Below are 19,661 nucleotides of genomic sequence, written 5' to 3' on the forward strand. Positions count from 1 at the left end.
CGGACATGCAGATGTTGCCCCATGAACTGGCAAAACGGGGGATTCGACGTGGAGTTAGCTCTAATGAGTGAGATGAATGATTGTCATGTGAACTGCCGTATTTGTGAGGCGAGTTGATGGTCAGCCGCCGCCGCCCCGTGCGACCAGCCCGGTCTCGTAGGCGAGGACCACCGCCTGCGCCCGGTCGCGCAGGTTCAGCTTGGCGAAGATCCGGGCCACGTGCGTCTTCACCGTCGACTCGCTGAGGGTGAGTTCGCGCGCCAACTCGGTGTTGGAGAGCCCGCGTCCGAGCAGGGCGAGCACCTCCGCCTCGCGCGGGGTGAGCGGGGCGAGGTCGCGGTGCAGCGGCGGGCCGTCGGCACCGGGAGCCGGACGCGGGGCGCCGGCCGCGAAGCGCTCGACCAGCCGTCGGGTGATCGAGGGCGCGAGCAGGGCGTCCCCGGTGTCCACCAGCCGTACGGCGGCGGCGAGGTGGGCGGAGGTGACGTCCTTGAGCAGGAAGCCGCTGGCCCCGGCGGACAGGGCGGCGTAGACGTAGTGGTCGAGGTCGAAGGTGGTCAGCATGATCACCCGGCAGTCCGGTACCCGGGCGAGGATGCGCCGGGCGGCCTCCAGGCCGTCCATGCCGGGCATCCGGATGTCCAGCAGGGCGACGTCCGGCCGGTGCAGGACGGCGGCGGCCACCGCCCCGGCGCCGTCGCCGGCCTCGGCGACCACGTCGATGCCGCGCGCGGTCAGGATCATCCGGAAGCCGGTGCGGACCAGCTCCTGGTCGTCGGCGATCACCACCCGGGGGCGGCGCTCCTGGTGCTCTTCCTCCACGGTGCCCTCCGTCGTCTGCTCCGTCGTCTGCCCGGTCGCCCGCGCTGTCGCCCGCTCCGTCACGGCCGGTCCAGCGGGATGCGGGCGCGGACCCGGTAGCCGCCGCCGAGCCGGCGCCGGGCGTCCAGGTCCCCGCCGTACACGGCGACGCGCTCGCGCAGGCCGATCAGCCCGCGCCCGGCGCCGTCGGCCGGCCGCGGTGCCGGGGCGGGCGCGCCGGGCGGGGCACCGGACAGCACGCTCGGCCCGCTGTTCAGCACCTCGACCCGCAGGAAGTGGTCCGCGTAGCGCACCGTCACCTCCGCCGTCACCCCGTCCCCGTGCTTGAGCGCGTTGGTCAGCGCCTCCTGGACGATCCGGTACGCCGTCACGTCGATGCCGGCGGGCAGCGGCCGGGGCTCGCCGGAGATCCGGACCTCGACCGGCAGCCCGGCGAAGGCGAACCGGTCGATCAGCGGGCTCAGCCGGCCCAGGCTCGGCTGCGGCGCGAGGTCCTCCCCGTCCGCCTCCTCGCTGCCGTCCGCGGCGGGGGCGAGCAGGCCGAGCAGGTGCCGCAGTTCGGTCATCGCGTCCCGCCCGGCGGCCTCGACGGCGCCCATCGCCGCCGCCGCCTCCTCGGGCATGGTGGCCAGCACCTCGCGCGCCGCCCCGGCCTGCACCACCATCAGACTCACGTTGTGGCTGACGATGTCGTGCAACTCGGCGGCGATCCGCGCCCGTTCGGCGTCCACGGCGGTACGGGCGGCGCTCTCGCGCTCCCGTTCCAGCAGCCAGCCGCGCTCGCCGATGGCCGCCCGGTGCAGCCGCCGCGCCCGGGCCAGCGCCACGGCCAGCCAGCCCGCGCCCACGCCCGCCGTCCCCGCCACCGCGACGGCGGCCCACTCCAACCCCGTTCCCCACACGGCGCCAGCTTCCCAGGTCACGGCATGATCCACATCATCCGGGAGTGCCGGGCCCGTACATCCCCGGTACTACGGCCGCCCGCGGTTACACCTCGGGTGGGACGTACCGGCGGGGCGCCCGCGCCTACCGTCGTCCACCATGAGCAACGACCACGACGGGACCTCCCGGCCGGACGACGCGCAGGTCGTCGTCGAGCTGTCCGGGGTCCACAAGGAGTTCGGCGACGCCAGGGCCCTCGACGGCGTCGACCTGCGGATCCGGGCGGGCGAGGCGGTCGCCGTGATGGGCCCCTCGGGGTGCGGCAAGTCCACCCTGCTGAACATGGTGGCCGGCCTGGACCGGCCCACCTCCGGCACCGTCCGGGTCCAGGGACAGGACCTCGGGCAACTGAACGAGACCGGCCTGGCCCTCTTCCGCCGCCGACACGTCGGCATGATCTTCCAGTTCTTCAACCTGATCGACGACCTCCCGGCCCTCGACAACGTCGCCCTGGCCGCCCAGCTGACCGGCACCACCGCCCGCCAGGCCCGCCGCCGCGCCCTGGAACTGCTGGACGAACTCGGCGTCGCCCACCGCAAGGACGTCTACCCGGCCGCGCTCAGCGGCGGCGAGCGCCAGCGGGTCGCGGTGGCCCGGGCCCTGATGAACCGTCCGGCCCTGCTGCTGGCCGACGAGCCGACCGGCGCGCTGGACAGCCGCTCCGGCGAGCAGGTGATGGACCTGCTGATCGACCTCAACCAGATCGGCCAGACCCTGCTGATCGTCACCCACGACCCCAACCTGGCCACCCGCTGCGCCAGCCGGCTGGTCGAGGTCGCGGACGGCAAGGTGGCGCGCGAGCGGATGCTGGAGGCCCAGTCGTGAGCGAGCGAAGCGAGGGAACCGTCAAGAGGTGCGTGTTGCGCGAAGCGCCCGCCGAGCGCAGCGAGGTGGGCGCATGAGCGGGGCTGTCTGGCGGGCGTCGCGGGCGGCGGTGAAGCGCCGCCGGGTGCAGACCATCGTGATCGGCCTGGTCGTCTTCTGCTCCACCGCGACCGTGCTGCTCGCCCTCGCGGTGATCAGCGCCGCCCGGGCCCCGTTCGACGCCGCCTTCGAGGCCGAGCACGGCGCCCACGTCAGCGCCGTCTTCGACCCGGCCAAGGCCTCGGCGGACCAACTGGCCGCCACCGCCCACCGGCCGGGCGTCGAGGCCGCCGCCGGGCCCTTCGACCAGGCCGTGGTGACCATCCCCACCGACTGGGCCGGCCACCCGCCGGGCCCGCTGACCCTGGTCGGCCGGCCCGACCCGGCGGCCGCGCCGGTGGACCGCGCGGAACTGCTGTCCGGCCGCTGGGCCACCGCACCCGGGGAGATGGTCATGGCCACGGCCGGGGGCTCCGCAGAGGGAGTCATCGGCACGTCGATCACCACCGGCACCGGGCTCAAGCTCACCATCGTGGGCTCCGCGTCCACGATGAGCCAGTCCGCCGGCGGCTGGGTCACCCCCCAGCAGGCGGCCGCCCTGCACCCCACCGGCCGGCAGATGCTCTACCGCTTCACCGACGCGGGCACCGAACAGCAGCTCACCACCTCGCTCGCCAACGCCACCGAGGGCCTGCCCGGGGACGCCGTCGCCAGCGGGCAGTCCTACCTGGTGCTCAAGCAGGCCTTCTCGGCGGGCGCCGACGCCTACCTGCCGCTGATGACGGTCTTCGGCGTGCTCGGCCTGATCGTCGCCGCGCTGATCATCGGCAACGTGGTCAGTGGTGCGGTGGTCTCCGGCTACCGGCACATCGGGGTGCTGAAGTCGATCGGCTTCACCCCGCGCCAGGTGGTCACGGTCTACCTGACCATGGTCTCGGTGCCCGCCGTCGTCGGCACCGTCCTCGGTACGGCGGCCGGCTGGGCGGCCGCGTACCCGATCCTGCTGACCGCGTTCAGCGGGATCGCGACCGGCACCGCCGTGATCGAACCGGCCGGCTGGCTGCCGGTCGCGACCCTGCTCGGCGTCCCGTTGCTGGTCGCGCTCGCCGCCTTCGTCCCCGCCTCGCGGGCCCGCCGGCTCTCCGCCGCCGAGGCCATCTCGGCCGGCAGCGCGCCGCGCGGCGGGCGCGGCCTCAAGGTCCAGCGTTGGCTGAGCGGCACCCGGCTGCCGCGCGCCGTCAGCCTCGGCCTCGGCCAGCCCTTCGCCCGCCCGGCCCGCACCGCGCTGACCATGGCGGCGATCGCACTCGGCGTGGTCACCGTGACCGTGACCACAGGGGTGACCGGCACCCTGGCCAAGTCCATGACCGCGTCCGACACGTACACCCACATCAACGTGCAGACCGGTGCCTTCTCGGACAACAAGGTCGCGCCCCGGCTGACCCAGGAGCAGACCGAGGCGATGCTGCACGCCACCCCCGGCGCCGACCGGGTCTCCGTCCGCGGCCTCCTCCGGGTCGCCGTCGCGGGCCAGCCGCAGCTGGTCTTCGCCAACTTCTACGGCGGCGACGCCATGGTCGACCACCGGCGGCTCGACGTGGTCGAGGGCCGCCCGGCGACCGGGCTGGGCGAGGCCGAGGTCGGACCGGCCTTCCTCGACCAGCACGGGCTCAAGCTCGGCGACAAGGTCACCCTGCTGCTGGACGGCCGGCAGACCACCGTCACCATCGTCGGCGAGGAGGCCCAGGGCAACGCCAACGCGCTCACCTCCAACGCCGCCACCGCAGCTCTGCTCACCTCCGACCCGCACGTGGTCGAGTACGACGTACGGCTCGCCCCCGGCACCGACGCCAGGGCCTACCGGGACGCGGTCTCGGCGGCCGACCCGAGCCTGTCGACCTCGGTGGTCACCGCGGGCACGGAAGGGTCGATCGTCGCGATCCAGTCCTTCACCACGATCTTCACCGTCCTGCTGTCGGTGGTCGCCGCGCTAGGCGTCTTCAACACGCTGCTGCTCACCATCCGCGAGCGCCGCCGCGACCTCGGCATGCTCAAGTCGATCGGGATGACGCCCCGGCAGGTCGTCGCCATGACCATCACCTCGGTGGCCTGGCAGGGCGTGGCCAGCGGGATCATCGGCATCCCGGTCGGGATCCTGGTGCACCGGGTGATCGTCGAGAACGTCCGGATCATCCACTTCACGGACTCGATGATCGACGTCTGGGGCGCCCCGCTGCTGGCCGCCCTCGCCCTCGCGGGAATCGCGATCGCCGTCCTCGGCGCGCTCGTCCCGGCCCGCTCGGCGGCCCGGCTGCCGATCGCGGAGGTGCTGCACAACGAGTGAGGTTCTGCACAACGAGTGAGGTTCTGCGGGAGCGGACGGCCGGGCGAGGAACCGCCCGGCCGTCCGTCGCGTCCCAACTCCCGTCGACACCCGGGGAGATGAGGCGAGTGCCCGTCAGCCGTAACGGATTGGGCCCGAGGGCGGCCGCCACGCTCGGCGGCGTCGTGCTGTTCCGACTCGGGCAGAGCCTGCCGCTGCCCGGCGTCGACCCGGCGGTCCTGCGGCGGGTCGCGGACCGCACCCAGCCGGCCGACCAACTGCGCGGCCTGGCGCGGCCGACGGGTACCGGTTCAGCGGCGCGAGCCTGCTGGTGGCGGCCGGTACGGCGCTCGGTGCGGTCGGGCAGCTGATGCGGGACGTCCAGCGGGCGGCGGTGCCGCGCCGTGTCGCCGAGTGGGCGAGGCACCCCCGGTCGAGACCGTATGGGCGCCTATCATCGCGCCATGGCCACCGCTGAGCTGATCCGCATCGTCTCCCGCTCCTCGCCCATGGCACTCGCCCAGGTCGACCGGGTCCGCGCCGAACTCGCCGCGCTGCACCCGGACCTGCGTACCGAGGTGGTGCCGGTCACCACCTCGGGCGACCGCTGGACCGGGGACCTCGCCGCCCTGGGCGGCAAGGGCGCTTTCACCAAGGAGGTCGACGCCGCGCTGCTCGCCGGGGAAGCCGACGTCGCCGTGCACTGCCTCAAGGACGTGCCCGCCGACCGCCCGCTGCCCGCCGGCACCGTCTTCGCCGCCTACCTGCGCCGGGACGACATCCGCGACGCCCTCGTCCATCCCGGCGGCCTGACCCTGGCCGAACTCCCGCCCGGTACCCGGATCGGCACCTCCTCCGTCCGCCGCACCGCCCAACTCGCCGCCGCCCACCCGCACCTGGAATGCGTACCGATCCGCGGCAACGCCAACAGCCGGCTCGCCAAGCTCGAGGCCGGCACCGTCGACGCCCTGCTGCTCGCCGTCTCCGGCCTGGAGCGGATCGGCGAGCAGGCACGGATCACCGAGGTCCTCGGCATCGAGGCGATGTGCCCGCCGATCGGCGCCGGGACCCTCGTCCTGCAGTGCCGCGAGGACGACACCGCGACCATCGACGCCGTCACCACGCTCGGCCACCACGACACCTGGCGCGAGGCGGCGGCCGAGCGGATGTTCCTGCACGTGCTGCAGGGCCACTGCAACAGCCCGATCGCCGGCTACGCCAAGGCCGAGCCGGACGGCCGGCTCTCCCTGCGCGGCCGGGTCTTCACCCCGGACGGCAAGCGGGTGCTGGACGCCCACGAGTGGGCAGGCGCGCTCAGCCCGGAGGACCTGGGGACCTCGGTGGCCCTGGCGCTCAAGCGGCAGGGGGCGCAGGAGCTGATCACCTCGATCGCGCACTGAATCGCTCACTGGATCGCGCACCGAACCGCGTACTGGATCGCGCACCGAATCGCGTACTGGATCGGCTACTGAATCGCGCACGGCGCGCGGCCGTGCGCCCGTTCCGCGGCTGCTTCGTTCCAGTGGGCGTGATCGCCAGAGTGCGGCGGCGGTGGCGCCGGCAGCCCGGCCGAGGCAACACCTTTCCCGTCGCGAGAACCGAGCAGCCGCGTGCGGCGTCCGTTGAGGCGTGATCAGTGCGGTGATCGGCGGGATGCCGATGTTCTGGCCCGGGCTGCTGCTCTCGCTGGCGCCCGCGGCCCTGCTGAACCGGCCGGTGGGGCGGCTGTTGCGGGCCCACTGGGCGGTGGGCTTCGTGCTGCTGCTCGGGCTCGGCGGGGTGGTCGTGGCGACGCTGCTGCCGGAGGCGTTCCGGCTCTCCGAGGACGCCGTCCGGCACTGCACCGTCGAGGGCGGGCGGCCGCGCTCGCCGTACGAGCTGCTGCACGTCCGGCACATCGAGCTCAAGCTGGCGACCTATGCCCCGGTCGGCTTCGCGGCCGCGCTGGCGGGGACCCGGCGGCGGGCGACGACGGCGCTGTTCGGCGCGGCGGCGCTGCCGTTCGCGGTGTCGGCGTTGCACTACGCGCTGCCGGTGATCGGGCGGACCTGCGATGTGCAGGACGTCTGGGACGGGGTGCAGGGGGTTGCCCTGGGCGCCGCGGCGGGGTTGCTGGTCGGGCCGGTGGTACGGGCGGTGGCCCGGCAGTCCTGGCGCCAGGCCTGAGCGTCGGTCACCGTCGCACGGGTAGCTCCTCGGTCACCGTTCCTCGGGCATCGCTCCCTCACCGTTCCTCGGGCAGCCCGTCGGGAAGCTCGTCGAGGAGCGGGAAGAGGCGGGTGACGGCGGCGACCGGGCGGGCGTCGGCGGGGCGGGCGGCCGGGTCGGCCTCGCGACGCCGGTAGCGGGCGAGGACCTGGCGGACGGCCTCGCCGACGGCCGAAAGCTCGTCGGGGGTCAGGTAGACGACGGCGCTGAAGGCCTCGTCGTGCTGCCAGTCGGCGGGGGCCTCGGCGCGCCGGGCGAGCCAGCGCCGGTAGCTCTCGTCCTCCAGGCCGCGGGCCAACGCGCCGAACTGGTCTTCCGTCCGGTCTTCCACCCGGCCTTGCGCCTGGTCGTCCGGGACGGGCTGCTGCTCGTGCGGCAGGCGCCACGGCCGGGCCCGCCCGTCGGTGGCCGGGGCCTCCTCGATCAGCCCGTGGCGGGCCAGCTGCCGCAGGTGGAAGGAGCACAGGCCGGAGCTGTAGCCGAGCCGGGCGGCCGCCTCGGTGGAGGTGAGGGTGCCGCGTTCCGCGAGCAGCTCGAGCAGCGCGGTGCGGACGGCGTGCTCGGGGAGGGCGCCGGTTCTGATGAGGTCTTCGGTCACTTTGCAAAGTCTGCTACTTTGCAAAGCTGACAGCAAGCCGTGCCACCCCCGAAGGAGCACCCGTGTCCGAGCTGCGCGAACGCCCGACCGTTCTGCGGATCACCGAAGTGGGGGAGGAGATCCTGCGCCGCACCTGCCGCCCGGCGACCGAGGACGACTTCGGCAGCGAGCGCCTGGCCCGGCTGATCGACTCCATGTTCGCCACCATGTACGTCGCCGACGGCTGCGGCCTCGCCGCCAACCAGGTGGACGTGGACCTGCGCCTGTTCGTCTACGACTGCCCCGACGACGACGGCGTCCGGCACGTCGGCCACGTGCTCAACCCGGTGGTGGACGAGCAGGAACCCGGCCGCCGCCTGATCGAGGACGCCGAGGGCTGCCTGTCCGTGCCGGGGGCGGACACCCGGCTCGCGCGGCCGGCCCACGCGGTCGTGCGCGGCGTCGACCAGCACGGCAATCCCGTCACCATCGAGGGCACGGGGTACTTCGCCCGCTGCCTCCAGCACGAGACCGACCACCTGAACGGCCACCTGTACCTCGACCGGCTCTCCGCCCGGGACCGGAAGCGGATGATGAAGCAGACCGCCGACCGGCGCGAGAAGGTGTTCGCCGAGCGGGCCACCAGGGCCGCCAAGGCCGCCAGGGCCGCCAAGGCCGCCAAGGCCGCCGAGGCCGCCGAGGCCGGGCGTTAGGGCGACGCGGTGACCGACCCCGCCCACCTCGCCGCCCACCTCGCCGCCGTCCGGGAGTCGTACGACACCGTCGCCGCCGACTACGTCCGCCTGGTCGTCCCGCCGGATGGCATGGACCCGGTGTCCAGGGCGATGCTCGCCGCCTTCGCCGAACTGGTCCGGGCTTCGGGCGGCGGCGAGGTCGCGGACCTCGGGTGCGGCCCGGGGCGGGTGACGGCGTACCTGGACGGTCTGGGGCTGTCGGCCTTCGGCGTGGACGTCTCGGGCGAGATGGTCGCGCTCGCCCGCCGCGCGTACCCCGAACTCCGGTTCCGGCAGGGCACGATGACCGCCCTCGACCTCCCCGACGGCGCCCTCGGCGGCATCCTCGCCTGGTACTCCGTCCACCACACCCCGCCCGAGCTGCTGCCCGCACTGTTCGCCGGGTTCCACCGCGCCCTCGCGCCCGGCGGCCACCTCCTCCTCGGCGGCCACATCGGCGACGCCCGACTGCACCCGGCGACGGGCTACGGCCACCCGGTCTCGTACACCTCCCACCTCGTCCCGGCCGACCGGCTGGTCGAGCTGCTGGCCGGGGCCGGCTTCACCGTCACCACCCGGCTGGAACAGCCCTGCCCGGGCCACCCGGACCGCGGGTACGTCAGCCTGCTGGCGCACGGGTAGTCGGCTCCGTCAGGGGGCTCCTGCCACCAGCCGTTATGCTCCGGGGCCATCGCGCAGGAAGTCGGCGTGGCCGACTTCCCGCGCGCGTGCATCGCTGGGCCGGATGACTATGTAGACCGACCGTCATATCCGTGCCGCAAGTGTCGCGCGAGAAGTCGACCGGGCCGACTTCCTGTGGGTGTAGCTGCCCCTGGTGTGCGGGCGGGGGCTGGTGGTTCCGAAGGCTGAGGGCGCGGTCAGTCGCCCGCGTTCCCGGTGACCAGGGAATCGGCGAGCCGCTCCGCCGTGGCCGGGTCCAGTGGTCCGTGGCCGAGCAGGAAGCGGTACCAGAACACCCCGTAGACCTGGTCCACGATCAGCTCCAGGTCGGCGTTCCCGGCCAGTTCGCCGCGCTCGCGTCCCCGGGAGAGGAGTTCGCGCAGGGCGGTGCGGCGGGTGGCGGTGAAGGTCTGCATGAGCTCGGCGAGGTGCGGGTCGCGGGCGGCCTCGCGGGCGAGGGTGCGCAGGGCGGAGGCGGTGGTGCTGCGCTGGGCGGCGTCGAAGGTGGTGGCGACGAAGGCGCGCAGGTCGGTGCGCAGGGTGCCGGTGTCGGGGCCGTGGACGTCCTGGTCGGCGCGGTCGGTGAGGGCGTCGAGCAGGACGGCGCCCTTGGAGGGCCACCACCGGTAGACGGTCTGCTTGCCGACGCCGGCCGTACGCGCGATGGCGTCGATGGTGACGGGGGTGCCGTCGGAGTCGGCGAGCAGGTGGAGGGCGGCGTCGAGGATCGCCCGGTGGGCGGCCTCGTTGCGGCGGCGTCCGGTGTGCGGGCGCGTGGACGGGCCCCGCTCGGCCTGCTCGGTCGCCCGGTCGGCCTGCTCCGGCTGGTCAGCCTGCTCCGCGCGATCCGCTCGGGGTTCGGTCTCGCTCATGGTCGCCCTCTCTTCCTGCCCCGTTTTCTTGCCCCCGCTTGACAAGACTAGCAGTCTCGACAAACATCATTACCGGAACAGACGGTCTCGACAAGTTGAAAGGCCCCACCATGAGCACCGCGTCAAACCAGTTCGCCGGACAGCACGTCGTCGTGATGGGCGGCAGCTCGGGCATCGGCGAGGCGGCCGCCACCGCCTTCGCGGCGGACGGCGCCGAGGTCGTGGTCACCGGCCGTGACCGCGAGCGGCTGGACGCCGCCGTCGCCCGGATCGGGGGCAAGACCACCGGCCGTCAGCTGGACGCGGCCGACCCCGCCGCCGTCGCCGCCTTCTTCGCCGAGGAGGGCACCGTGGACCACCTGGTCGTCGCGGTCAGCGGCGCGGCCGGCAGCGGCCCGTTCGCCCAGCTCGACCTGGCCGACCTCGCCACCGGCTTCGACGCCAAGTTCTGGCCGCAGGTCCGCGTCCTGCAGGCGGCGCTGCCGCACCTGCGCAACGACGGCTCGGTCACCCTGATCACCGCCGCCTCCGCCCGCGCCGCCATCCCCGGCACCGCAGGCCTGGCCGCGATCAACGGCGCGCTGGAGGCGATGGTCCCGCCGCTGGCCGTCGAGCTCGCCCCGCTGCGGGTCAACGCGGTCTCGCCCGGCGTCATCGACACCCCGTGGTGGGACCGTGTCCCGGCCGAGCAGCGCACCGCGCTCTTCGAGGGCCTCGCCGCCACCACCCCGGTCGGCCGGGTCGGCCGCGCCGAGGACGTCGCCCGGGCGATCCACATGCTGGCGGCCAACACCTTCGTGACGGGCGTGGTGTTCGACTGCACCGGTGGGGCCAACCTACCCACCGGCCGCTGAGCCGGCGGCGGCCCGCTCCGGGGCGGCTTCCCGGGGCGGGCCGTTGTCACGGGTCCCACAGGTCTCACAGCTCCCTGGGGTGGCTGCTACGACAGGTGGGCCGTCACCTCACCACTCCGCCACCCGGTAGTCCTTGAGGAACACGCCCGACACCGGGTGCCCGGCCTCGCCCCGGACGATCGGGTCGTACACCCGGGCCGCGCCGTCCACGATGTCCAGCGGGGTGCGGAAGCCGTGGGCGGCGATCCGGGCCTTCTTGGGCGCCGGGTTCTCGTCGGTGATCCAGCCGGTGTCGACGGCGCACATGTGCACGCCCCGGGTGGCGAGTTCGGCGGCGCTGGTGCGGGTGAGCATGTTGAGCGCGGCCTTGGCCATGTTGGTGTGCGGGTGCCGGGCGGTCTTGTTGCGGACGGCGAACCGGCCCTCCACGGCCGTGACGTTGACGATGTAGCGGGCGGGCTGCGGGGAGGCGAGCAGCAGGGGCAGCAGCCGGTCGCAGAGCAGCGCCGGGGCCAGGGCGTTGACCAGCTGGGTCTCCAGGATCTCCGCCGGGTCGAGCGAACCGAGCGTGGCGGACCAGGAGTTGGCGGCGGCGAGGTCGGGCAGCAGCCCGGCCTCGTCCGTCAGGTCGAGCAGGGATCCCATGCCCGAGGGGAGTCGGGGCGTCCCGGCGAGCGGCCGGAACCCGGGGGCGTGGCCGATGGCCCGGCGGTCGGCGGCGGGCAGGGCGTCCTGCTCGCCGGCGGCCAGCAGTGCGTACGACTCGGGCGGGCGGCGCAGCGTCTGGGCGGCGTTGTTGACGAGGATGTCGAGTGGGCGTCCGTCGGCGCGCAACTGCTCGGTCAGGCCCAGGACTTGGCGCGGGTCGCGGAGGTCGATGCCGACCACGGTGAGGCGCTCCCACCAGCGCTCGCTGCCCTCGGCGGCGCGGAAGCGGCGGACGGTGTCCTGGGGGAAGCGGCTGGTGACGATGAGCTCGACGCCGTCGCGCAGCATCATCAGGGCGAGCTGGAAGCCGATCTTCACTCGCCCGCCGGTGAGCAGCGCGCGGCGCCCGTGCAGGTCGGTGGCGAGGGCTCGGCGGGCGGTGTTGTCGGCCGAGCAGTCCGGGCAGAGCATGTGGTAGAAGCCGTCGACCTGGCGGTAGGCCTGTTTGCAGACGTAGCACTTGCGCGGTATCCGCAGCTCGCCGACGGGCCCGCCGCCGGGTGCGAGCGGCGCGTCCTCGCGGCGGTGCCGGCCGCCGGTCGCGGTGGCGGCGAGCAGTGCGGCGTCGGCGTCCCGGAGGGCCTGCCGCGACTCCTGGCGGCGGCGCTTGCGGCTCTCCATCACGAAGGAGCTGAGCTGCCGCTCGGCGTGCAGCCGGGTGCGGTCGTGGGAGGGGAGTGCGCGGAGGCGGCCGAGGGTGCGGCTGAACGCGGCGAGTTCCTCGGTGGTGAGGCCGCCGGCGCAGGCGGCGTCGCTCGTCGGATGGATGGTGATCAGCTGGTTGTGGTCGTCCCGGACCGTCATGTCCGCTCCCTCGTGCCGTACAGGTGGGAGGGACAGTAGCCGACGGTCCGGGACGATGAGATGTCAATTTCCCCCGGGTGCTCGGCCGCAGTCGGGCGTGGGCGAACCGACCCGCAGTGCCGGTGGCCCTGACCCGGCCGGCGTTCCGGAGCCGGCACCCCGGAACGGTGATCAGCAGTCGGCAGCCCGCTGGTCAGCCCGGGTACTGGGCGAAGAGCTTCGCGAACTCGTACGGCTGCTGCGGGATGTTGGTGCACTTGGAGAGCGAGCCGCCGGTGCAGGCGTTGGCGTCCCGGGTGGCGTCCCAGAAGGCGAGCAGGCCGAGGTGGTTCTGCTTGGCGAAGGTCACCAACTGCTGGGCGGCGGCCTGGTTGTAGATCTGGTGGTCGTCGTTCTCGCCGATCATCGGGGTGACGCCGACCATGGCCCACAGCTGGGCGTCGGTCTTCGCCGGGTAGAGCGCCTTGAGCTGGCCGAACAGCGACTGGGCGGCCTGGACGGCGGCGTTGCCGTAGTCCGTTCCGCTCCGGTAGTAGTCCATCGCCATGATGTTGACCAGGTCGGTGTTCACTCCGGCGTCGCGGGCCGACTTGGCGATCGCGACGCCTTCGGCGGTCAGGCCCTCGGGCAGGACCGGCAGGGTGAAGGAGACCTTGAGGCCGGGGTGGGCCTGCTGCAGCCTGGCGAGCGCGGCGGAGCGGCGGTCGTTGGCGGCGGTGTCGGCGATCGCCGCGCCCTCGATGTCGAAGTCGACGTAGCGCAGGTCGTAGGCCTTCACCACAGCGTCGTACTCGGCGAACAGCGAGTCCACCGAGGTGCAGGCGGCGGCGAGTTCGGTGCCGCCGGCGCCGCCGAAGGAGACCTTGACGTCGCCGCCCGCCGCGCGCAGGGCGTCGACCTGGTCCTTGGCCCAACCGGTGCGCGGGTCGTAGGCGTTGAACCAGCTGGCCTTGCAGCCGACGCCGGTGACGAAGCCCATCGTGTAGCCCTTGAGGTGGCCGGCCTTGGCCAGGTCGGGCATGGACGGGGTGGGCCAGGCGCCCATGTCGATGTAGGGGGCGACCGGGAGCGGGACGTTCGGCGGCGGGGTGCTCGGGCCGCCGGTGGGCGTCGCGGTGGGCGTGCCGGTCGGGGTGGCGGTGGGCGTGCTCGAACTCGGCGGCGGGGTGCTGGGGCCCCCGCCGGGGCCGGTCAGCGTGATGTCGTCGGCCAGGTAGCCGCCCTGCCCGTACCAGCCGTGCAGGTACACGGTGATGCTGGTGGTGGCCGGGCCGGTGGTGAAACTGGTGGACAGCTGCTGCCAGTCGGCGCCGCCCGGGGTCCAGGTGGCCGGGTCGGTGACGCCGCTGCCGGTGGCGCCGAGGTAGACGTACTGGCCCCGCACCCAGGCCCTGAGGCTGTACGTGGTGCCGGGCCGGACGCTGACGGTCTGGCCGCACTGCGCGGTGTCGCTCGCGCTCACCGCCCCCTTCAGTGCGTACGTCCCGCTGTGCGCACCGGAGTTGACGACGCTCCCGGTGCCGGCGGAACAGCTCCAGGGGCTGGGCTCGGCGCTCTCCAGGCCGCCGTTGGCGAGCAGGTTGCCGTCGGCGGCCCCGGCGTTCCCGGCGAGGACGGCCAGGCCGCCGGCCGCCAGTGCGGTGGCGGCGGTGAGGCTCAGCAGGGTGGTCCGGCCGGTGGGGCGGCGGTGCGCGGGGGCGTGCTGGGGCGCGCTGGGCATGGGGGTGCCTCTCGGGACGTGGGGGCCGCCCGCGCCGCGAGGGGGGGGGAGGCGCGGGGCGGGCGGCCTGGGGTGGTCCGGTGCGGGGGAGCGCGGTGCTGAGCATCAAACTGGACTAGACCAGCTGTGCACGTCAAGCACTTCCCGGCACCGGACGCCTCGCCGAGGGCAGGTTTTAGGAAGGGTTAAGGCGGGGCCCGGGACGGTGGCGGCCCCCGCGGGTCGGTCGGTCAGCCGCAGCAGGGCTTGCACTCCTTGACCTGCACGTTGTCGATCACCGGTCCGTACGCCCCCGCCACGGTGCTGGCGAAGGACAGCGTGGTGGACGAGTTCTGGGCGACGAAGCTGAACTGCCGCCCCACGTAGCCCATCGCGGCCCTGGTCTTGCCGGTGGAGTCGAAGGAGAAGTCCTGGAAGTCCTGACCGTCGATCAGGGCCCGGCCGGTCTTCAGCGCCAGGCCGCCCGCGGGGTTGGAGGCCAGCGCGTACGTCACCGAGTAGGTGGCGCCCGGGACGGTGGTGAAGGTCTGGGCGACGGTGCCGCTGCTGCCGCCGTTGAGGTCCAGCGACTGGTCGCCCTCGGCGGCCTGCCAGAAGCCCGCGCCGCTCAGGTCGACGCTGCCGCTGACGACCTGCCACGGGCCGATGACCTGGCCGGCGCTGAACTCGGTGAAGGCGTTCGCCGGGGCCTTGGGCGTCTCGAAGCTGCCGTCGTCGAAGTGACTGAGCGCGCGGTGCCCGCCGGCGGCCTGCGCCGGGACGGCGAGCGCGGTGGCGGCGGCCGCGAGCAGGGCGACGACGGTGACGCGGGTGCGCGAGAGCTGCATGGGTCCTCCCCGATGGGATGTGAGGTGTGAGGCGATGAGCCGATGATCGGCCGTGCACAGAGCGTCGACCGTCCCGGTGGGCCCTGCCAAGGCCGGACGGGCGGCGCCCGGTGGTGCGGGGTGCTCGCGCGCGGGCTCTCGCGCGCCGGTTTGGCGGAGGGGTACCTGTGATGACCCGGTGAAAGGTCCGGGGACGAACGACGGGGGGCTGACGGCCGGGTCTTCCTGCCTGGTGGTGAAACCGGAATCGTGCGCCCCGCCCGCACCCCCCGCGGTGAGCCGATGGCCGTACGAACGGACTTGACCTTGAGTGCACTCCAAGGTGAAAGCTGAAGGCGTTGATCACGCACCACCACGCGAATCACTGCGCGAACCGCCACACGAACCACGACACGAACCACCGCGAAGACAACACATGGGAGCACCGTCATGCGCAAGGCCTCGTTCGGTACCAAGGGCCCCGAGATCGGCGTCATCGGCCTCGGCTGCATGGGCATGACCTGGGCTTACGACGTGCAGAACCGGGACGACGAGAACTCCGTCCGGGTGATCCGGCAGGCGCTGGACCTCGGCGTCGGCCTGATCGACACCGCCGACATGTACGGCCCGTACACCAATGAGGAGGTCGTCGGCGCCGCCCTGGCCGGCCCGTACCGGGAGCGCGCCTTCCTGGCCACCAAGGTGGGCATCGTCCCGGGCGGCAACGGCCAGCAGGAGCGCGACGGCCGGCCCGAGCACGTGCGCCGCTCGATCGACGAGAGCCTGCGCCGCCTGGGCACCGACCACGTCGACCTCTACCAGCTGCACCGGGTCGACCCGCAGGTCCCGATCGAGGAGACCTGGGGCGCGTTCGCCGAGGTCGTCGCGGCGGGCAAGGCCCGGAGCATCGGCCTCTCCGAGGTGACCGTCGAGGAGATCAAGCGGGCGCAGTCGGTGCACCCGGTGGCCTCCGTGCAGAACGAGCTGTCCCTGTGGACCCGGGACGCGCTGGCCGAGGTCCTGCCGTACACCGAGGAGCAGGGCATCGCCGTCCTGCCGTTCTCCCCGCTCGGCCGGGGCTTCCTGACCGGCAGCATCGCCTCCTTCGACGAGCTGCCCGCCGACGACTTCCGCCGCCGGCTGCCGCGCTTCCAGCAGGACGCGCTGAAGGCGAACCTGGCGCTGGTCGGGAAGGTCCGGGAGGTCGCCGAGCGGATCGGTGCCACGCCCGCGCAGGTGGCGCTGGCCTGGGTGCTGGCGCAGGGCCGGTACGTCTTCCCGATCCCGGGCACCCGGACGCCGCGCTACCTGGTGGACAACGTGGGCGCGGCCGAGGTCGTGCTCTCGGCGGCCGACCTCGCCGAGCTGGACGCGCTGCCGGCGCCGACCGGCGGGCGCTACTGACCGGCGGGCGCTACCGGCCGGCGGGCGCTACCGGCCGTCCCGCACGGACCCGGTCCGTTCCTTGACCCACACCAGCTGCCGTCCGGTCTCGCCCGGAGCCCGGACGGCGGCCGCGGCGACCCGGTCCAGCCGGTAGCCGAGCTTGCGCGGGACGGCCGCGCTGGCGGCGTTCGCCCGGTCGCAGTGGATCTCGACCCGGGTGATCCCGGGCAGGGCCAGCGCGGCCTCGGTCAGCGCCCCGGCCGCGGTGGTGGCGATGCCCCGGCCGACGTGCCCGGCGCCGACCCAGTACCCGATCTCCAGTGCGCCCGGGCCGATCCGCCCGTGCAGGCCGACGGCGCCGATCACGGCGCCGGGTTCGGCGTCCAGGCCGACCAGGTACATGAAGTCGGTGCCGGCCTCCCAGGCGGCGGAGCCGGCCCGGGTGAGCTCGGCGGTCTGGGCCCGGGTCGGGGCCTCGGCCGCCCACTCCATCCAGGGCCGCAGGTGCTCCAGGTTGGCCCGGACGGCCCGGTTCAGCGCCACCGCGTGGGTGCTGCCGCGGCGGCGCAGCCAGAGACCGCCGGGCAGCCGCAGCAGCTCGGGCGGCCGCCCGGTGGTCACCTCGGCCGCCGCCCGCGCCCGGTCGGCCGTGCGCGCCTCTTCGACCGGGACGGAGTCACAGGACCGTGGCTGTGCTTGGCTCATGACGGCGATTATGTCCTTGGCCCGGACCTGTCACCATTCGGCCCGGTCGGAAGCCCCCTGATGGCGGGCGCGCACGGCGGAGGCCCCCGGCGCGCGGTCGCGGCCCCGGCGTACGGCCGCCGACCGGGGCGCGTCAGAGCCGGACCAGCACCTCGTCGAGCTCCTTGCGCCGCAGGTCCGGCACACGTGCTCCCTCGGCCGGGTAACCGACCGGAATCACGTACGCCGCCCGCTCCTCGGCCGGGCGGTCGCACACCTCGTTGAGGAACCTCATCGGGCTCGGTGTGTGGGTCAGCGTGGCCAGTCCGGCCTGGTGCAGCGAGGCCAGCAGCAGCCCGACCGCGATCCCCACCGACTCCTTGGTGTAGTACGGGCGCGGCGATCCGGGCCCCTTGTGCACCTCGAACACGACGATCACGGCCGGCGCGTCCTCCAGGAACGGCTTGCGCCAGTCGGTGCCGATCGGCGCCAGCGCGGCCAGCCACTCCTCCGACGCCCGGTGGCCGTAGAACTCGCGCTCCTCGGCCTCCGCGGCCTCGCGCAGCCGCCGCTTGCGCTCCGGGTCGGTGATCACCACGAACCGCCAGGGCTGGACGTGTGCGCCGCTGGGCGCGGTGCTCGCGGTCCGGACCGCCCACTCGACCACCCCGTCCGGGATCGGGCGGGTCGCGTAGTCGCGGACGGTCCGGCGCTGGGCCATCACCTCGTGGAAGGACCTGCTGCGGGCCTCGGCCTCGTGGGCCGGGACCGTCATGGGGGCGAGGGGGACGGTCGGGTGGGACGTCCCCGCCACGGTGCTCTCCGCCACGGTGCTCTCCGCCACGGGGCTCACCGCACTGTCGATGTCCGTGCTGTCGACGTCTGCGTCAACGTCTGTCCTGTCAACCATGGGCGACAGCACAGCACATGGCGGTCCCTCCGGGAAGAGGTAGAGACCAATAGTGGCCGCTACAGCTCGTGCACCCGCCCGTCCCGGACCTCGATCCGCCGGTTCACCGCGACGGTGTCCAGCATCCGCCGGTCGTGGGTGACCAGCAGCAGGGTGCCGGTGTACGAGCCGAGTGCGGACTCCAGCTGCTCGATCGCGGCCAGATCCAGGTGGTTGGTGGGCTCGTCCAGGACCAGCAGGTTGACCCCGCGGGCCTGCAGCAGCGCCAGCGCGGCCCGGGTGCGCTCGCCGGGGGAGAGGGTGCCGGCCGGGCGCATCACGTGCACCGCCTTCAGGCCGAACTTGGCCAGCAGGGTGCGCACGTCCTCCGGCGAGAGCTCCGGTACGGCGGCAGCGAAGGCCTCCGCCAGCGGCTCCCCGCCGAGGAACAGGCCGCGCGCCTGGTCCACCTCGCCGACCACCACGCCGGAGCCCAGCGAGCCGCTGCCGCCGTCGAGTTCGAGGCGGCCGAGCAGGGCGGCCAGCAGCGTGGACTTGCCCGCGCCGTTGGCGCCGGTGATGGCGACCCGGTCGGCCCAGTCGATCTGCAGGTCCACCGGGCCGAAGGCGAAGTCGCCGCGCCGGACCGTGGCCCCGTTCAGGGTGGCGACCACCGAGCTGGAGCGCGGCGCGGCGGCGATCTCCATCCGCAGCTCCCACTCCTTGCGGGGCTCCTCGACCACCTCCAGGCGCTCGATCATCCGCTGGGTCTGGCGGGCCTTGGAGGCCTGCTTCTCGGTGGACTCGGAGCGCATCGCGCGACCGATCTTGTCGTTGTCGGAGGACTTGCGGCGGGCGTTGCGCACGCCGTGCTCCATCCAGCCGCGCTGCATCCGGGCGCGGGCCTCCAGCCCGGCCTTGGTGTCGGCGTAGTCCTCGTAATCCTCGCGGGCGTGCCGGCGGGCCACCGACCGCTCCTCCAGGTACGCCTCGTAGCCGCCGCCGTACAGGTTGACCTGCTGCTGGTGCAGGTCCAGCTCCAGGACCTTGGTCACGGTGCGGGCCAGGAACTCGCGGTCGTGGCTGATCAGCACGGTGCCGGTGCGCAGGCCCTTGACGAAGGCCTCCAGCCGCTCCAGGCCGTCCAGGTCGAGGTCGTTGGTGGGCTCGTCGAGCAGGAAGACGTCGTAGCGGGAGAGCAGCAGCGAGGCGAGGCCGGCCCGGGCGGCCTGGCCGCCGGAGAGCGCGGTCATCGGCAGGTCGAGCGAGACCTTCAGCCCGAGGGAGTCGGCGACCTCCTCGGCCCGCTCCTCCAGGTCGGCGCCGCCGAGGTCCAGCCAGCGGTCCAGGCTCGCCGCGTACGCGTCGTCGGCGCCCGCCCGGCCCTCGACCAGGCCCTCGGTGGCCTCGTCCAGCGCGGCCTGGGCGGCCGCCACGCCGGTGCGGCGGGCCAGGAACGCGCGCACCGACTCGCCCTCGCGCCGCTCCGGCTCCTGCGGGAGGTGGCCGATGTTGGCACCGGCCGGGCTCAGCCGCAGCGAGCCGCCCTCGGGGGTGTCCAGGCCCGCCAGCAGCCGGAGCAGGGTCGACTTTCCGGCGCCGTTCACACCGACCAGGCCGATCACGTCGCCGGGGGCGATGACCAGGTCCAGGCCGGAGAAGAGGGTGCGTTCGCCGTGGCCGGCGCTGAGGTCCTTGACTACGAGTGTCGCGCTCATGATGGGCCCGATTGTAGGAGGAACAGGGCCGGCACCGGAAAAAGCCGGCCGGCAACGGAAAGGCCCGGG

19 protein-coding genes are annotated in these 19,661 nt (G+C 73.8%); 9 read left to right on the plus strand and 10 right to left on the minus strand.

Annotation, left to right across the window (positions count from 1 at the left end; genetic code table 11):
- Positions 1-120: 120 nt before the first annotated feature.
- Both ACZ52R_RS24585 and ACZ52R_RS24590 read right to left on the minus strand, forming a co-directional pair.
- Positions 121-822 carry a response regulator gene (locus ACZ52R_RS24585; RefSeq protein WP_465618626.1) on the minus strand — a complete coding sequence of 234 codons (702 nt, stop codon included), beginning with the start codon at positions 820-822 and terminating at the stop codon, positions 121-123.
- 59 nt (positions 823-881) lie between these two features.
- Positions 882-1,745: a sensor histidine kinase gene (locus tag ACZ52R_RS24590; protein ID WP_465618628.1), complete on the minus strand. Its 864-nt coding sequence runs from the start codon at positions 1,743-1,745 to the stop codon at positions 882-884.
- A 118-nt stretch (positions 1,746-1,863) separates the two neighbouring features.
- Between ACZ52R_RS24590 and ACZ52R_RS24595 the strand changes: the two genes are divergently transcribed.
- The 5 genes from ACZ52R_RS24595 to ACZ52R_RS24615 all read left to right on the plus strand — a co-directional run bounded on the left by ACZ52R_RS24595 (position 1,864) and on the right by ACZ52R_RS24615 (position 7,117).
- Positions 1,864-2,589 carry an ABC transporter ATP-binding protein gene (locus ACZ52R_RS24595; protein ID WP_465618630.1) on the plus strand — a complete coding sequence of 242 codons (726 nt, stop codon included), beginning with the start codon at positions 1,864-1,866 and terminating at the stop codon, positions 2,587-2,589.
- 73 nt (positions 2,590-2,662) lie between these two features.
- Positions 2,663-4,972, plus strand: coding sequence for an ABC transporter permease (locus tag ACZ52R_RS24600; protein WP_465663831.1), 2,310 nt, complete (start codon positions 2,663-2,665; stop codon positions 4,970-4,972).
- A 107-nt stretch (positions 4,973-5,079) separates the two neighbouring features.
- The gene (locus ACZ52R_RS24605) at positions 5,080-5,322 is read left to right on the plus strand and encodes a hypothetical protein (protein WP_465618634.1); all 243 of its coding nucleotides are present in this window, start codon (positions 5,080-5,082) and stop codon (positions 5,320-5,322) included.
- Between the two features lie 93 nt (positions 5,323-5,415).
- Entirely contained in the window at positions 5,416-6,351 is a 936-nt protein-coding gene (hemC, locus tag ACZ52R_RS24610; protein ID WP_465618636.1) for a hydroxymethylbilane synthase, read from the plus strand.
- Positions 6,352-6,580: 229 nt separating this feature from the next.
- Entirely contained in the window at positions 6,581-7,117 is a 537-nt protein-coding gene (locus ACZ52R_RS24615) for a hypothetical protein (protein ID WP_465754146.1), read from the plus strand.
- 58 nt (positions 7,118-7,175) lie between these two features.
- Here the strand turns inward: ACZ52R_RS24615 and ACZ52R_RS24620 are convergent, their stop codons facing one another.
- Entirely contained in the window at positions 7,176-7,757 is a 582-nt protein-coding gene (locus tag ACZ52R_RS24620; RefSeq protein WP_465618640.1) for a helix-turn-helix domain-containing protein, read from the minus strand.
- 26 nt (positions 7,758-7,783) lie between these two features.
- Here ACZ52R_RS24620 and def point away from each other — a divergent pair, with 26 nt between their 5' ends.
- Both def and ACZ52R_RS24630 read left to right on the plus strand, forming a co-directional pair.
- Complete coding sequence (def, locus tag ACZ52R_RS24625) at positions 7,784-8,449, plus strand: peptide deformylase (protein WP_465754178.1); 666 nt, start codon at positions 7,784-7,786, stop codon at positions 8,447-8,449.
- Positions 8,450-8,458: 9 nt separating this feature from the next.
- Positions 8,459-9,112 (plus strand): class I SAM-dependent methyltransferase, encoded by a 654-nt coding sequence (locus ACZ52R_RS24630; protein WP_465754147.1) that lies wholly within the window; start codon positions 8,459-8,461, stop codon positions 9,110-9,112.
- Positions 9,113-9,348: 236 nt separating this feature from the next.
- Here ACZ52R_RS24630 and ACZ52R_RS24635 read toward each other — a convergent pair whose 3' ends face one another.
- A complete protein-coding gene (locus ACZ52R_RS24635; protein ID WP_465618644.1) occupies positions 9,349-10,023 on the minus strand; it encodes a TetR/AcrR family transcriptional regulator in 675 nt (224 codons plus the stop codon).
- 110 nt (positions 10,024-10,133) lie between these two features.
- Between ACZ52R_RS24635 and ACZ52R_RS24640 the strand changes: the two genes are divergently transcribed.
- Positions 10,134-10,877 carry an SDR family oxidoreductase gene (locus ACZ52R_RS24640; protein ID WP_465754148.1) on the plus strand — a complete coding sequence of 248 codons (744 nt, stop codon included), beginning with the start codon at positions 10,134-10,136 and terminating at the stop codon, positions 10,875-10,877.
- Between the two features lie 108 nt (positions 10,878-10,985).
- Here the strand turns inward: ACZ52R_RS24640 and ACZ52R_RS24645 are convergent, their stop codons facing one another.
- From ACZ52R_RS24645 to ACZ52R_RS24655, 3 genes are all read right to left on the minus strand, one after another.
- Positions 10,986-12,389 carry an SDR family NAD(P)-dependent oxidoreductase gene (locus ACZ52R_RS24645; protein ID WP_465663827.1) on the minus strand — a complete coding sequence of 468 codons (1,404 nt, stop codon included), beginning with the start codon at positions 12,387-12,389 and terminating at the stop codon, positions 10,986-10,988.
- Between the two features lie 193 nt (positions 12,390-12,582).
- Entirely contained in the window at positions 12,583-14,109 is a 1,527-nt protein-coding gene (locus ACZ52R_RS24650) for a carbohydrate binding domain-containing protein (protein WP_465663826.1), read from the minus strand.
- Between the two features lie 230 nt (positions 14,110-14,339).
- A complete protein-coding gene (locus tag ACZ52R_RS24655; protein WP_465618652.1) occupies positions 14,340-14,936 on the minus strand; it encodes a choice-of-anchor C family protein in 597 nt (198 codons plus the stop codon).
- Between the two features lie 429 nt (positions 14,937-15,365).
- Between ACZ52R_RS24655 and ACZ52R_RS24660 the strand changes: the two genes are divergently transcribed.
- Entirely contained in the window at positions 15,366-16,319 is a 954-nt protein-coding gene (locus ACZ52R_RS24660) for an aldo/keto reductase (protein ID WP_465663825.1), read from the plus strand.
- 27 nt (positions 16,320-16,346) lie between these two features.
- Here ACZ52R_RS24660 and ACZ52R_RS24665 read toward each other — a convergent pair whose 3' ends face one another.
- From ACZ52R_RS24665 to ACZ52R_RS24675, 3 genes are all read right to left on the minus strand, one after another.
- The gene (locus ACZ52R_RS24665) at positions 16,347-17,006 is read right to left on the minus strand and encodes a GNAT family N-acetyltransferase (RefSeq protein ID WP_465663824.1); all 660 of its coding nucleotides are present in this window, start codon (positions 17,004-17,006) and stop codon (positions 16,347-16,349) included.
- Positions 17,007-17,139: 133 nt separating this feature from the next.
- On the minus strand, positions 17,140-17,760 hold the full coding sequence (locus ACZ52R_RS24670) for a nitroreductase family protein (protein ID WP_465618792.1): 621 nt from the start codon (positions 17,758-17,760) through the stop codon (positions 17,140-17,142).
- A 194-nt stretch (positions 17,761-17,954) separates the two neighbouring features.
- Positions 17,955-19,592: an ABC-F family ATP-binding cassette domain-containing protein gene (locus ACZ52R_RS24675; protein ID WP_465754149.1), complete on the minus strand. Its 1,638-nt coding sequence runs from the start codon at positions 19,590-19,592 to the stop codon at positions 17,955-17,957.
- Positions 19,593-19,661: the final 69 nt, after the last annotated feature.

Source organism: Kitasatospora sp. NPDC034023 (assembly GCF_055575795.1).